This is a genomic window from Streptomyces sp. NBC_00091 (assembly GCF_026343185.1).
In the GTDB taxonomy this organism is placed as follows: Bacteria; Actinomycetota; Actinomycetes; order Streptomycetales; family Streptomycetaceae; genus Streptomyces.
The window spans coordinates 5,038,152-5,051,870 of the sequence record NZ_JAPEMA010000001.1; the positions used below are offsets into that span (position 1 = coordinate 5,038,152).

Genomic DNA, 13,719 nt, shown 5'->3' on the forward strand with positions numbered 1-13,719 from the left:
TGATTCGCTGACGAAGCCGACGAAGCCGGCGACGCTTCCCCGCACCCCCACCCCAGGAGACGGACGACGATGGCCGACCGGGTCACGGTGATCGGCTGGGACGGCTCGCCCCTGACCGCCGCCGCCCGGTCCGCGCTCTCCGCCGCCACACTGGTGGCCGGAGCCGCCCACCACCTCGCGCTCCCCGAAGTCCCGCCCGGCGCCGAACGCATCCGCCTCGGCAGCCTCGGCCTCGCCGCCCGGCGCATCGCCGGCCACCGCGGCACCGCCGTCGTCCTCGCCGACGGAGACCCCGGCTTCTTCGGCGTCGTACGCACCCTGCGCGCCCCGGAGCACGGCCTGGAAGTCGAGGTGGTCCCCGCCGTCTCCGCCGTCGCCGCCGCCTTCGCCCGCGCCGGAATGCCCTGGGACGACGCCCAGGTCGTCGTCGCCCACCCCCGCACCCTGCGCCGCGCCGTCAACGTCTGCCGGGCCCACCCCAAGGTCGCCGTCCTCACCTCGCCCGGCGCCGGCCCCGCCGAACTCGCCCTGCTCCTCGACGGAGTCCACCGCACCTTCGTCATCTGCGAGGAGCTGGGCACCGACCGCGAACGCGTCACCGTCCTCACCTCCGACGCCGCCGCCGACCACAGCTGGCGCGACCCCAACGTCGTCATCGTCATCGGCGGCGCCGGACACGCCCCCGCCACCGCCGACCCCGGCTGGCTGCTCGGCCAGAGCCACGGCCTCGCCCCCGTCCGCGGCTGGGCCCACCCGCGGACCGGCGCCGGAGGACAGGCAGTGGGGGAGGGGCAGTCCGCCCAGCTGCGCGCCGCCCAGCTCGCCCGCCTCGGCCCCCGCACCGGCGACCTCCTCTGGGACATCGGCGCCGGCTCCGGAGCCCTCGCCGTGGACGCCGCCGCCTTCGGCGCCGCCGTCATCGCCGTCGACGCCGACCCGCGCGCCTGTGAGCGCGTAACCGCCGCGGCCCGCAAGCGCGGTGTCCAGCTCCAGGTCGTCCCCGGCCGCGCACCCCACGTACTGGAGAACCTGCCCGAGCCCGACGTCGTACGGGTCGGCGGCGGCGGAGCCGCGGTCGTCGCCGCCGTCGCCGACCGGCGTCCCGAACGGATCGTCAGCCACGCCTCCACGCGCGACGAGGCCGAGGCCATCGGGCGCACCCTCACCGAACACGGGTACGCCGTCGAGTGCGCCCTGCTCCAGTCCGTCGGCCTCGACACCCGGACCTGGGCGGAACAGGAGCGTTCCGTGGTGTTCCTGCTGGCAGCCGAACGCCCCGTGAACCGCTAGAGCGGAGCCCGGGGTAGGCTGGCCGATCGTCGTACCGCCCGGGAGGACGCGCGACGTGGCGCAGTCCACAGCGGACCGTGCCGGTTTCTGGCCGACACGGAGGCCGACGAGCGCGACAATGCTCAGGAGTTGTTGTGCGGGCGTACGCGAGGCGTCGCACCGCGTGGCAACCCCGACGGCAAACTCCGCACGGCGGGCCCTGTGGGCGACCGGGCGATCGAAGAGGCAACACCGATGGGCGAGGGGTACGCATGACTGACACCGGCCAGGTCCCGGGCGAGGGTCACCCGGACAACGCGGGCATGGTGGATCAGCAGGGCATCCCCGCTCCGGTCCCGCCGATGCCGCCGCTGCCCCCGATGCCGCCGCAGGTCCCGGCGGGCTACGCCTTCCAGGACCTCGTGGACGACCCGGCCGAGCCCGAGGACGAGGAACTGCTGCTGATGCCCAGCGGGCAGGGCTCCTGGAGCGACCCGCAGGTGGTCCCGCCGGTGCCGGCCTTCCCCGGCGAATTCCCGGCCGAGCCCGTCTATACCGAGTACCCGCAGGCCCCGGCCGTCGGCTTCCCGGAGCCCGGACACCTCGGCTTCCCGGAGCAGGGCTACCCGGAGGCCGGCTTCCCGGCGCCGGGCTTCCCCGAGGCCGGCCAGCCGGCGCCGGGCTTCCCCGAGGCCGGCTTCCCGGAGGCAGGCCAGCCCGCGCCGGGCTTCCCGGATGCGGGCTACCCCGAGGCGGGCTTCCCCGCACCGGCCCCCGCCCCCTTCGCCGAGCCCGCCGCGTACAGCGCGGGCGCGCACGAGGCCGGCGGCCGCGACTCGGGGGCCCTGGACCTCGGCGGCCTCGTGGTCCCGCAGGCCGCCCCCGCCGCGCAGATGCCGCCCGCCGCCCCCGTGATGCCGTCCCGCCGGCCCCTGCACATGGGCCCGCCCGTGCCCGACGCCACCGGGGGAGTCGTACGCTCCCTCGCGGACCGGGGCCCGGCCGCCGCGCCGGCCGCGCCCGTGGCGCCCGTCGCCCCCCAGGCCCCGGCAGGCCCGCTTGCCCCGGCGGCCCCCGCGCTCCCGCTGCAGCCCGTCGCCGTCGCTCCGGAGCCGCTGCCGGTGCCGGTGCCGGCCCCCGAGGCGCCCGCCGCCCCGGCCCCCGAGCCGCTTGCGGCCGCCGCCGAGCCCGTGGCGGCCACCCCGGCTGCGCCCGGCCCCGAGTACCTGGACCTCCCCGCCGCCGCGCCGCAGCCGGGGGAGATCCCGCCGCTGGCCGGGACGCCGTGGACGGTGGAGCCGGCCGTTCCCGTCGCTGCCGTTCCTGTCGAGGCCGCCGCCGAGCCGTCGGCGGAGCCCGCCCCGGAGACCGCTCCCGCGGTGGAGGCCCCCGCAGCTGCCGAGGCCGTGGCCGTGGCCGTGGTCCCCGAGGCCGTGGTCCCCGAGGCCGTCGCGCCCGACGCGGTGGCCGCCGAGGCCGTCGCGCCCGAGGTCGTCGCCGTGGCCGTGGCGCCTGAGGCCGTCGCGCCCGAAGCCGTCGCCCCGGAAGCCGTCGCCCCGGAAGCCGTTGCCCCCGCGCCCGAGACGCCGGCCGAGGCCGCGCCGCCGGTCGCCGAGGCCGTGCCGGCCGTACCCGCCGCCGAAGCCGCGCCCGAGGCCCCGGAGGCCGCCGAGCTTCCCGAGGCCCCCGCCGCCGTCGAGACCCCCGCCGAGCCGCAGGCCCCGGCCGCGGAGCCGGCCGAGCCCGTCGAGGCGGCCCCCGCAGAAGCGGTGGTCCAGGACCCGGCCCCGGCCGAGCCCCTGCCGGAGCCCGTCGTCGCCGTCGCCCCGGCCGAGGCCGCGCCGGAGCCCGCCTCCGAGCCCGTCGAGGCCGAGCCCGTGGCCCCCGAGGTCGCCGTCGAAGCCGTCGAAGCCGTCGAGCCGGCCCCCGCGGAGGCAGCCGAGCCCGCCCCCGCCGAGGCAGCCGAACCCGCGGAGCCCGCCGCCGGCGAACCGGCCCCCGGGTACGACGACGCCGAGCGCGAGGCCGTCCTGCGCGTCATGCGCGAGCGCCGCGACATCCGCAAGGGCTTCCGTACCGACCCCATCCCGCACGAGGTGCTGCTGCGCGTCCTGGAGGCCGCCCACACCGCGCCCAGCGTCGGCCACTCGCAGCCGTGGGACTTCGTCGTCATCCGCTCCGCCGAGACCCGCCGGACGATGCACGAGCTCGCCCAGAAGCAGCGCGAGGCCTACGCCAAGTCGCTGCCCAAGGGCCGGGCCAAGCAGTTCAAGGAACTCAAGATCGAGGCCATCCTCGACACCCCGGTGAACATCGTCGTCACCGCCGACCCCACCCGCGGCGGCCGCCACACCCTCGGCCGGCACACCCAGCCGCAGATGGCCCCGTACTCCTCCGCCCTCGCGGTCGAGAACCTCTGGCTCGCCGCGCGCGCCGAAGGCCTCGGCGTCGGCTGGGTCAGCTTCTTCGACGAGCGCGAGATGGTCCGCGCGCTCGGCCTGCCGGAGCACCTCGAGGTCGTCGCGTACCTGTGCGTCGGGTACGTGGACGAGTTCCCCGAGGAGCCCGAGCTGGCACAGGCCGGCTGGTCCCAGCGGCGTCCGCTGGCCTGGGTCGTGCACGAGGAGACGTACGGGCGCCGCGCGCTGCCCGGCGAGGCCCCGCACGACCTCCTTTCCGAGACCGTCGCGAGCATCCGCCCGCTCGACGCCAAGGCGCTGGGCGAGGCTTGGGAGCGGCAGAAGCGCATGACCAAGCCCGCGGGCGCGCTCGGCATGCTCGAGATCATCTCCGCGCAGCTGTCCGGCCTCTCCCGGGTCTGCCCGCCGCCGATCCCCGAGCCGGCCGCCGTCGCGATCTTCGCCGGTGACCACGGGGTGCACGCCCAGGGCGTCACGCCGTGGCCCCAGGAGGTCACCACGCAGATGGTGGCCAACTTCCTGGGCGGCGGCGCGGTCTGCAACGCCTTCGCCAACCAGGTCGGCGCCGAGGTCTGCGTCATCGACGTCGGCGTCGCGGGCGACCTGCCCGCCACCCCGGGGCTGCTCCCGCGCAAGATCCGCCCGGGCACGGCCGACCTGTCCGTCGGTCCGGCGATGACCCGCGAGGAGGCCATCGCGGCCATCGAGGTGGGCATCGAGACCGCCCGGGACCTCGTCGCGGCGGGCAACAAGGCGCTGCTCACGGGTGAGATGGGCATCGCGAACACCACCGTCTCGGCGGCCCTGATCTCCGTCTTCACCGGAGTCGACCCGGCGGAGGTCACCGGCCGCGGCACGGGCATCAACGACGAGACCCACGCCCGCAAGGTCGACGTGGTGCGCCGCGCCCTGGAACTCCACCAGCCGGACCCGGCCGACCCGATCGGCGTCCTGGCGGCCATCGGCGGCCTGGAGCACGCGGCGATCGTCGGCCTCCTCCTCGGCGGAGCCTCCCTGCGCACGCCCGTCATCCTCGACGGCGTGAGCGCCGGCGCGGCCGCCCTGGTGGCCCGCGCCATCGCCCCCGAGTCCCTGTCGGCCTGCATCGCGGGCCACCGCAGCGCGGAACCCGGCCACGTGGCGGCCCTGAACAAGCTCGGCCTGCGCCCCCTGATCGACCTGGACCTCCGCCTCGGCGAAGGCACCGGCGCCCTGCTGTCCCTCCCCCTGGTCCAGAGCGCGGCCCGCGCGATGCACGAGGTAGCCACCTTCGACTCGGCGGGCGTGACGGAGAAGTAACCCGGCCCCCGGCCCCTGCCCCCGCCATGCGGGAGCGGGGGCTTTGCCGTACGCGGCCACGGCGTCGGCCACCTGCACCACGTGGTGACGAGGACGGGGCAGGGAGCGTGGAGGCGCGCGGCGGCGCGCGCGATTCACCGCAGGCGTGCGGTCTGCCGTCCGCCGTCCTTCAGCGTGAGCGGCGGCAGCCAGTAGGGTGCGTGGGGTGAATACTTCCTCCATGCCCCCACGTTCGTTCCGGCTGCTCGTTACGGGCGGAGGCACTGGCGGTCACACCTACCCGGCCCTGACCGCGATCCGTACCTTGCAAGGCCGCCTCGCAGATGCCGGCAGCACGCTGGATGTCCTGTGGATCGGAACGGCGGACGGTCTCGAAGCGCGCGTCGCCCCGGCGGAGGGAATCGCGTTCAAGACGGTGGCCACGGGGAAGATCCGTCGCTCGTCGAATCCGCTCAAGATGCTGTCCGCCGCGAACGTGAAGGACATGGCGCGGGTGCCGCTCGGTGTGGCTCAGGCCCGGTCGATCGTCTCCGGCTTCCAGCCGGACGTGGTCCTGGCGACGGGTGGTTATGTCGCGGTCCCGGCCGGGCTGGCCGCGCGGCTGTGCCGCGTTCCGCTGGTCCTGCACGAGCAGACGGTCCGGCTCGGGCTGGCGAACCGGAAGCTCGCGAGTTCCGCGACGCGGATCGCGGTGTCCTCTGAGTCCTCGCTGCCGCTGCTGCCCGCCGAGGTGCGTGAGCGTGCGGTCGTCACCGGGAACCCGGTACGGCCGGAAGTGCTGGGCGGCCATGCGGACAAGGCGGTCGAGGCGCTGGCCCTGTACGGGTTCGACCGGCGTCTGCCGACGGTCTACGTCACCGGCGGCGCGCAGGGTGCCCAGCAGATCAACGGTGTTGTTCGTGAGGTACTGCCCTGGCTGCTGAGCCACGCGAACGTGGTCCACCAGTGCGGTCCGGCGAACGTCGACGAACTCCGGGCGGCTGCCGCCGGGTTGGATCCGGTCCTCGCCGGCCGCTACCACCTGACCGGGTTCCTCGGTCCGGAGCTGCCGGACGTGCTGGCGCTGGCCGATGTCGTGGTGTCGCGGAGCGGTGCCGGGACGCTGGCGGAGCTGACCGCGCTCGGCAAGCCGGCGGTGTTCGTCCCGCTCGCCACGTCGGCCGGGAACGAGCAGGCCCACAACGCCCGGCACCTGGCCGACGCGGGGGCGGCGCTCGCTCTGCTCGGCGAGGTCACCGGCCCTGCTCTGCAGAGCGCGGTCGGCCCGCTCCTGACCGACCCCTCCCTGCGGGCGGGAATGGCGGAGCGGGCACGGACGCATGGGCGACCGGATGCGGCGGACAGGCTCGTGGACGTGGTGCTGTCCGCCGCATCCGGCTGATCAGCCGGACTGCGGGCGGCGGCGTCCGATGTGCAGGGCTGTGCCCGCCTCGATTGACCAGATCCCGGCGGCGGTGGGCGACGTCGCCGAGCGAGCGCGGTCTCGGACATGCCGCACCCCGGGTGCCGGCCTTCGCGAAGCTGGCCGAGGCCCGCGCCCACGGGCGCACCGGAAACGCCAAGGCGGCCAAGGCCGCGCTCGGCCGGACCTAGCCCATGCCGGCGGACCGCTTCACCCGCCCCCGTCGCGGTTCCGGCCGGCTGTCTGCGTCCGCTCCGCGTGCCGACGTAAAACCGCCCCCGTCGCCGCCCCCGCACCCCCCACGAACTTCGCCCCCGCAGGTACCACCAGGGCCGATGGGTCGTATCGTGGTGCCGGACGGGCGCCCCGCACCGCGTGTCCGTCACGCCGCTCCAGCGCAGCAGCGGCCCCGCCGACACCCCTTCGCCGCATCAGGAGCCGCAACCGCCATGGCAAACCCGGCATACCCCGTAGGACTCCGCCTGGGCGGGCGCCGCGTCGTCGTCATCGGCGGCGGACAGGTCGCCCAGCGCCGCCTCCCCGCACTCATCGCGGCCGGCGCCGACGTCCTGCTGATCTCCCCCTCCGCGACCCCCTCCGTGGACGCGATGGCGGAGACCGGCGAGATCCGCTGGGAGCGCCGCCGCTACCAGGACGGTGACCTCGACGGCGCCTGGTACGCGCTGATCGCCACCCGGGACCGGGAGACGAACGAATCGGCCTCCGCCGAGGCCGAGAGCCGGCGTGTGTGGTGCGTGCGCGCCGACGACGCCGAGGCTGCGACGGCTTGGACCCCGGCCACCGGGCGCGTCGAGGGCGTCACCGTCGCCGTGCTGAGCGGCAACGACCCCCGCCGTTCCGCCGCCGTGCGCGACGCGGTCGTCGAGGGGCTGAGGGACGGCTCCCTCACCGCCGGCCGCCCGCACACCCCCGGCGTCGCCCTCGTCGGCGGCGGGCCCGGCGACCCGGACCTGATCACCGTGCGCGGCCGCCGCCTGCTGGCCGAGGCCGACGTGGTCATCGCCGACCGGCTCGGCCCCCGTGACCTGCTCGACGAGCTCCCGCCGCACGTCGAGGTCATCGACGCCGCGAAGATCCCGTACGGCCGTTTCATGGCCCAGGAGGCCATCAACAACGCCCTGATCGAGCACGCCAAGGCCGGCAAGGCCGTGGTGCGGCTCAAGGGCGGGGACCCGTACGTCTTCGGGCGGGGCATGGAGGAGCTCCAGGCGCTCGCGGAGGAGGGGATCCCGTGCACCGTCGTGCCCGGCATCTCCAGTTCCATCTCCGTGCCCGGCGCCGTCGGCATCCCCGTCACGCACCGCGGGGTGGCGCACGAGTTCACCGTGGTCAGCGGACACGTCGGGCCGGACGACCCGCGTTCGCTGGTGGACTGGGCCTCGCTGGCCAAGCTCACCGGCACGCTGGTGATCCTGATGGGCGTCGACAAGATCGGCCTGATCGCCGAGGCCCTGGTCCGCCACGGCCGCTCCGCCGAGACGCCCGTCGCGGTCATCCAGGAGGGCACCACCGCCACCCAGCGCCGGGTGGACGCCACCCTCGCCACGGTCGGCGAGACCGTCCGGGCGCAGGAGGTCCGTCCGCCCGCCGTCATCGTCATCGGCGACGTCGTCCGCGTCAACGCCCCCCGCACCAGCGCCTGACAGGCCGTTGGCACCGTACCCAGAACAAGGCAGTATCACCCTGTGGCTGATCTCATCACCATCGAAGACCCCGACGACCCGCGCCTGCGCGACTACACGGGCCTGACCGACGTCGAGCTCCGGCGCCGCCGCGAGCCCGCCGAGGGCCTGTTCATCGCCGAGGGCGAGAAGGTCATCAGACGGGCCAAGGACGCCGGGTACGAGATGCGCTCGATGCTGCTCTCCGCCAAGTGGGTCGACGTCATGCGCGACGTCATCGACGAGCTCCCCGCCCCGGTCTACGCCGTCAGCCCGGACCTCGCCGAACGCGTGACCGGCTACCACGTGCACCGCGGCGCGCTCGCCTCGATGCAGCGCAAGCCGCTGCCCACGGCGCAGGAGCTGCTGGCCTCGGCGCGCCGGGTGGCCGTCATGGAGGCGGTCAACGACCACACCAACATCGGGGCCATCTTCCGCAGCGCCGCCGCGCTCGGCATGGACGCGGTGCTGCTGTCGCCGGACTGCGCGGACCCGCTGTACCGCCGGTCGGTGAAGGTGTCGATGGGTGCGGTGTTCTCCGTCCCCTACGCCCGTCTCGAGGCCTGGCCGAAGAGCCTGGACTCGGTGCGGGAGGCCGGCTTCAAGCTGCTGGCCCTGACCCCGCACGAGAAGGCCTCGCCGATCGACGTGGCCGCCCCGCAGACCCTGGAGCGGGTCGCGCTGATGCTCGGCGCCGAGGGCGACGGGCTGTCCACGCAGGCGCTGGTCGCCGCCGACGAGTGGGTGCGGATCCCGATGGCGCACGGCGTGGACTCGCTGAACGTGGGCGCGGCCGCGGCCGTCGCCTTCTACGCGGTGGCCGGCAGCGGTCGCGCGTAGGCACGGGCACGAACCGAGGGGGTGTTCCGCCGGTCCGGCGGAGCGCCCCTTCAGAGTTTCTGCGCGAGGGCGATGCCCAGGGCCACGATCAGCGTGACCACGACGAAGACGATCAGCCGCTGCCGCAGCAGCTTCGGGTCTGGCCGCGAGGGGCGGCGACCGGTACCGGTCGTGCGGGGGCCGGGGCGGCCGCCTGTGCGCCCCGCGGTGGATCCGGGGTTGCGGGGGGACGAGGGCCGCGAGTGCGGGCCGCTGTGGGGCCCCTGCGGCCTGGCGACGGGGGTGGCGCCTCCCGTACGGCGCTCCGTGCTCCGGTCGGCGGGGCCGGGGGCGCGCTCGGCGGGCCGTACCGCGGGCCGCTCGACGCGGGCCCGCTGCGTCGGCGGGCGCCCGTCGCCCAGCCCCTGCGCCTCGCGGGCGGCGATCTCCTTGAGCCGCATCGACAGCTGGAGCGTGGTCGGCCGCTCCTCGGGATCCTTGGCCAGGCAGGCCCGGACCAGCGGGGCGAGGGCGTCCGGCACCCCGACCAGATGCGGCTCCTCGTGCACCACGCGGTACAGCATGACCTCGGAACTGCCGTGCCCGAAGGGCGAGTCGGAGGTGGCGGCGTAGGCGAGGGTGGCGCCCAGGGCGAACACGTCCGTGGCGGGGGTGACGGCGGCGCCGCGCACCTGCTCGGGCGCGAGGAACCCGGGGGAGCCGACGGCGGTGCCCACGTGGGTGAGGGTGCTCGCCCCCGTGGCCCAGGCGATGCCGAAGTCGATGATCCGGGGGCCCTTGGGGGAGAGCAGGATGTTCGAGGGCTTCAGGTCCCGGTGGACCACGCCCGCCTCGTGGACGGCGACCAGCCCTTCGGAGAGGGCGGCGCCGATGGCGGCGATCTGCGCGGCCGTCAGGGGGCCTTCCTCGGCGACCTTGTCGTGGAGGGAGGGGCCGGGCACGTACTGGGTGGCGAACCAGGGGCGCTCGGCGTCCAGGTCGGCGGCCACCAGCCGGGCCGTGCAGCCGCCGCGGATCCGGCGGGCGGCGGACACCTCGCGGGCGAACCGGGAGCGGAACTCCTGGTCCTCGGCCAGGTCGGGCCGGATCACCTTGAGGGCCACGCGCTGGCCGCGCCGGTCGGACCCCAGGTAGACCACGCCCATGCCGCCGGCGCCGAGCCGCCGGTGCAGTCTGAACGAGCCGACGACACGCGGGTCCTCGCGCCGGAGCCGCATCATCGCCATGTCCACCCCGCTGACCGGTCGTCCTGTTGACCTGGCACAGCTTACGGACCATCCGGCACGAGCGCTCAGAGGCCGCGCCCTCGTCGGGGGATTCGATTGTCTGTGCTGGGCAGGCCACTTGAGGGTGTGACTGCTTCCCGCGGCGGACCGCCCCCTTCCCCGGTCGCTCCGCCCAAACGGCCCTCGGGCCAAGGGGATTGGCGCCGGAGCCGCCCGCGCGCAGGCTCCTCCCCCAGGGGGATCGGCCGGTCCGGGCGGGGGAGGCCGCCAACACCCCGTACGAGGACACGCGTGTGCGGGGAGTGACGGAAGTGAGCGAAGTCACTACCCTCCGGTCATCCCCTCCGGGAAGACCCCCATCCCGGGGGAGGGATCTCCAACCAGGGGAGTACTCCGCGGTCGGCCTCGTCATCCTCCTGGAGGCCCGGCAATGGGTACGAGGGCATGAGGCCAGGGGGCTTACAGCCGCCTAGTGTTGAAGACAAGCGGCGGGTGGCGCACTCGTCCCCCGAGGTCACGAGCCCGCCGCTGCCAGACGACAGGGAGAGGACCATGGCGGGCATCGCACGGCAGGGACGCAAGGCATTCGCGTTCAACGGCCATGAGTCCGGCACGCGCCACCCACTGGTGGCCGCGGCCATGGTGCTCCCCCTGGCCGCCCTCCTGCTCTTCCTCTTCGGAGGCTTCGAGCAGGTGGCGGCGCAGGCGTCGTCCGTGGGGTTGATGCTGGGGCGCTGAGCGGCGCTCCGGGCCCGGAAGAGCGGTCCGGGTCGGGACATCGGCCCGTCGAACCCCGTGGGGACGGGGGCGCGACGGACGGCAGGTGAAGGGTGCTGCCCGTACGACTGGGGAGTCGGACGGGCAGCACCCTTTTTCATGCCCGGATGCCAGAACGTGAGAACGCCGGAAGCCCCGGCCGTCGTAACGGCCGGGGCTTCCGGTGCTGTGCGCGATACTGGGATTGAACCAGTGACCTCTTCCGTGTCAGGGAAGCGCTCTCCCGCTGAGCTAATCGCGCGGGACCACGGTACGAAACCGCAGGTGGAACAGGTGGTGCGAGTGCTGCGTGCGCGATACTGGGATTGAACCAGTGACCTCTTCCGTGTCAGGGAAGCGCTCTCCCGCTGAGCTAATCGCGCGGGGATCCTTGCGGATCAGTGGACGATACTGGGATTGAACCAGTGACCTCTTCCGTGTCAGGGAAGCGCTCTCCCGCTGAGCTAATCGTCCTTGGAGGTGGAGACGGGATTTGAACCCGTGTAGACGGCTTTGCAGGCCGTTGCCTCGCCTCTCGGCCACTCCACCATGGAGCTGCGGGGGTTCTCGGGAAGAAATCCCCCACTTCGAGCGGACGACGAGACTCGAACTCGCGACATCCACCTTGGCAAGGTGGTGCTCTACCAACTGAGCTACGTCCGCAGGTCGCCGTGTTCGCTCCGGGGTTTTTCCCCTTCGCTCCCTGGCGACGTGTTGAACTCTAGCGGATTCCCGGGCCAGCTCAAAAACGCGTTTCCGCAGCGTGCTGCCGCTCGATCACCACCGGTCACCCGGTCGTCACCTCACCGGCGGCATCGCGCCACCGGTCATAGACTCGCAGCCGTGCACGACCTGCCTCCCCTGGCCCGCTTCGGCGGCCTTCTCGCGACCGACCTCCGAGATGTCACCAGCGACCCCTCCGCCCTCGACTCCACCGGTTTCTGGGCGGTGACCGCAGACTTCGAAGGCCGGCTCGTCTGCGCGCGCTTCGGAGACATACGCCCCGACCCCGTACCGGCACCCGTCCCCGGCGCCTGGCGGGGACCCGACGCCGGCCGGTGGTCCTCCTCGCTCGACCGCTCCGCGTACGTCGCGGGCGTCCGCCGGATCCGCGAGTACATCGCGGCCGGCGAGGTCTACCAGGCCAATCTCTGCCGGGTGATGTCCGCGCCCCTGCCGGATCCGGCCAGGGCCGATGTGGACGCCCTGACCTCGCTCCTCGCGCGCGGCAACCCGGCCCCCTATGCAGGAACGATTCGGCTCCGGGCTCACGGCGTCGAGATCGCCACCGCCTCCCCGGAGCTGTTCCTCCGCCGCGCGGGCCGCCACGTGGAGTCCGGCCCGATCAAGGGAACCGGCCGCACCGTCGCCGACCTGCTGCCCAAGGACCACGCCGAGAACGTGATGATCGTGGACCTCGTACGCAACGACCTCGGCCGCGTCTGCGCCACCGGCTCCGTCACCGTCCCCGAGCTGTGCGCCGTCGAGGAGCACCCCGGCCTGGTCCACCTGGTCTCCACCGTCAGCGGCGAACTCGCCCAGGACGCCGGCTGGCCGGAACTGCTCGCGGCCACCTTCCCGCCCGGCTCCGTGACCGGCGCCCCCAAGTCCTCCGCCCTACGGATCATCGAAGAGCTGGAGACCGCCCCCCGCGGCCCCTACTGTGGGGGCATCGGCTGGGTCGACGCCGACCGGGGCACCGCCGCGCTCGCCGTGGGCATCCGCACCTTCTGGATCGACCGCGAGGCACCCGGCGGCCCCCGCCTGAGCTTCGGCACCGGCGCCGGGATCACCTGGGGCTCCGACCCCGACCGGGAGTGGGCCGAGACCGAGCTGAAGGCCGCCCGGCTGGTCGCACTGGCCTCGGGCGGGCCCGTACCGGGCACGCAGCCGCCGGCCGCACACGAGACGCACGACCTGAGTGGAGGAACCGTACGGTGAGGATCTGGCTCGACGGCACACTGCGCGACGCCGAGGACGCGAAGGTGTCCGTACTGGACCACGGGATGACCGTGGGCGACGGGGTCTTCGAGACGCTCAAGGTCCAGGACGGGACCCTCTTCGCCCTCACCCGGCACCTGGACCGGCTGACCCGCTCGGCCCGCGGCCTCGGCCTGCCGGACCCCGACCTCGACGAGGTGCGCCGCGCCTGCGCCGCCGTACTGGAGGCCAATCCGATGCCGCTCGGCCGGCTGCGGATCACCTACACCGGCGGGCTGTCCCCGCTGGGCTCCGACCGGGGCGAGACCGGGCCCACCCTGGTCGTCGCCGCCGGCGAGACCGCCCGCCGCCCCGACACCACCGCCGTGATCACCGTCCCCTGGGTCCGCAACGAGCGCTCCGCGCTGACCGGCCTGAAGACCACCTCCTACGCCGAGAACGTGGTCGCCCTGGCCCGGGCGAACCGGGCGGGAGCCTCCGAGGCCCTCTTCGCCAACACCGTCGGGCAGCTCTGCGAGGGCACGGGCTCCAACGTCTTCGTCGTCCTCGACGGGGAACTGCACACCCCGCCCGTGGCCTCCGGCTGCCTGGCGGGCATCACCCGCGCCCTGGCCGTCGAGTGGAGCGGCGCGAAGGAGACCGACCTGCCCTTCGACGTCCTGGAACGCGCCGAGGAGGTCTTCCTGACCTCCACCCTGCGCGACGTCCAGGCCGTGCACCGCGTCGACGGCCGCGTCCTGACCGCCGCCCCCGGTCCCGTCACCGTCAAGGCGATGCGGGTCTTCGACGAGCGCGCCGCGTCCGACCTCGACCCGTAGGCGACGTCCGCCCTTCCGCCCCGGGCCCCGTAGTCAGGGCGGCCCGGGGCGGGTAGAACTCGACGG

At 74.5% G+C, this 13,719-nt stretch carries 9 protein-coding genes and 5 tRNA genes; 8 read left to right on the top strand and 6 right to left on the bottom strand.

All coding sequences use genetic code 11. From position 1 onward, the window contains the following. Positions 1 to 69: 69 nt before the first annotated feature. From cbiE to OOK34_RS23280, 5 genes are all read left to right on the top strand, one after another. Positions 70 to 1,290, top strand: a complete 1,221-nt coding sequence (gene cbiE, locus OOK34_RS23260; protein ID WP_267035789.1) for a precorrin-6y C5,15-methyltransferase (decarboxylating) subunit CbiE — start codon at positions 70 to 72, stop codon at positions 1,288 to 1,290. 251 nt (positions 1,291 to 1,541) lie between these two features. Continuing rightward, the gene (cobT, locus tag OOK34_RS23265) at positions 1,542 to 4,988 is read left to right on the top strand and encodes a nicotinate-nucleotide--dimethylbenzimidazole phosphoribosyltransferase (protein WP_267035790.1); all 3,447 of its coding nucleotides are present in this window, start codon (positions 1,542 to 1,544) and stop codon (positions 4,986 to 4,988) included. A gap of 220 nt (positions 4,989 to 5,208) precedes the next feature. Next, on the top strand, positions 5,209 to 6,369 hold the full coding sequence (locus OOK34_RS23270) for a glycosyltransferase (protein WP_267035791.1): 1,161 nt from the start codon (positions 5,209 to 5,211) through the stop codon (positions 6,367 to 6,369). A 470-nt stretch (positions 6,370 to 6,839) separates the two neighbouring features. After that, on the top strand, positions 6,840 to 8,054 hold the full coding sequence (gene cobA, locus OOK34_RS23275; protein WP_267035792.1) for a uroporphyrinogen-III C-methyltransferase: 1,215 nt from the start codon (positions 6,840 to 6,842) through the stop codon (positions 8,052 to 8,054). A gap of 42 nt (positions 8,055 to 8,096) precedes the next feature. Next, complete coding sequence (locus OOK34_RS23280) at positions 8,097 to 8,912, top strand: RNA methyltransferase (protein ID WP_267035793.1); 816 nt, start codon at positions 8,097 to 8,099, stop codon at positions 8,910 to 8,912. A 50-nt stretch (positions 8,913 to 8,962) separates the two neighbouring features. On the opposite strand, the gene OOK34_RS23285 is transcribed toward OOK34_RS23280, so the two are convergent. Beyond that, entirely contained in the window at positions 8,963 to 10,138 is a 1,176-nt protein-coding gene (locus OOK34_RS23285) for a serine/threonine-protein kinase (protein ID WP_267035794.1), read from the bottom strand. Positions 10,139 to 10,690: 552 nt separating this feature from the next. Here OOK34_RS23285 and OOK34_RS23290 point away from each other — a divergent pair. Further along, on the top strand, positions 10,691 to 10,876 hold the full coding sequence (locus tag OOK34_RS23290; protein ID WP_267035795.1) for a hypothetical protein: 186 nt from the start codon (positions 10,691 to 10,693) through the stop codon (positions 10,874 to 10,876). Between the two features lie 208 nt (positions 10,877 to 11,084). Here OOK34_RS23290 and OOK34_RS23295 read toward each other — a convergent pair. From OOK34_RS23295 to OOK34_RS23315, 5 genes are all read right to left on the bottom strand, one after another. Beyond that, positions 11,085 to 11,156, bottom strand: a tRNA-Val gene (locus tag OOK34_RS23295). A 49-nt stretch (positions 11,157 to 11,205) separates the two neighbouring features. Next, positions 11,206 to 11,277, bottom strand: a tRNA-Val gene (locus OOK34_RS23300). A 19-nt stretch (positions 11,278 to 11,296) separates the two neighbouring features. Further along, a tRNA-Val gene (locus OOK34_RS23305) sits at positions 11,297 to 11,368 on the bottom strand. A 1-nt stretch (position 11,369) separates the two neighbouring features. Next, positions 11,370 to 11,443, bottom strand: a tRNA-Cys gene (locus OOK34_RS23310). Positions 11,444 to 11,484: 41 nt separating this feature from the next. Continuing rightward, positions 11,485 to 11,557 (bottom strand) — tRNA-Gly (locus OOK34_RS23315). 180 nt (positions 11,558 to 11,737) lie between these two features. Here OOK34_RS23315 and OOK34_RS23320 point away from each other — a divergent pair. Both OOK34_RS23320 and OOK34_RS23325 read left to right on the top strand, forming a co-directional pair. Next, on the top strand, positions 11,738 to 12,835 hold the full coding sequence (locus OOK34_RS23320; protein WP_267035796.1) for a chorismate-binding protein: 1,098 nt from the start codon (positions 11,738 to 11,740) through the stop codon (positions 12,833 to 12,835). After that, complete coding sequence (locus OOK34_RS23325) at positions 12,832 to 13,653, top strand: aminotransferase class IV (RefSeq protein ID WP_267035797.1); 822 nt, start codon at positions 12,832 to 12,834, stop codon at positions 13,651 to 13,653. Before OOK34_RS23320 ends, OOK34_RS23325 begins: the two co-directional genes overlap by 4 nt. Positions 13,654 to 13,719: the final 66 nt, after the last annotated feature.

Coding starts and splice junctions, on each gene's coding strand:
- cobT (WP_267035790.1), top strand. CDS start 1,542: ATGACTGACACCGGCCAGGTCCCGGGCGAGGGTCACCCGGACAACGCG.
- cbiE (WP_267035789.1), top strand. CDS start 70: ATGGCCGACCGGGTCACGGTGATCGGCTGGGACGGCTCGCCCCTGACC.
- OOK34_RS23290 (WP_267035795.1), top strand. CDS start 10,691: ATGGCGGGCATCGCACGGCAGGGACGCAAGGCATTCGCGTTCAACGGC.
- OOK34_RS23285 (WP_267035794.1), bottom strand. CDS start 10,138: ATGGCGATGATGCGGCTCCGGCGCGAGGACCCGCGTGTCGTCGGCTCG.
- OOK34_RS23270 (WP_267035791.1), top strand. CDS start 5,209: ATGCCCCCACGTTCGTTCCGGCTGCTCGTTACGGGCGGAGGCACTGGC.
- cobA (WP_267035792.1), top strand. CDS start 6,840: ATGGCAAACCCGGCATACCCCGTAGGACTCCGCCTGGGCGGGCGCCGC.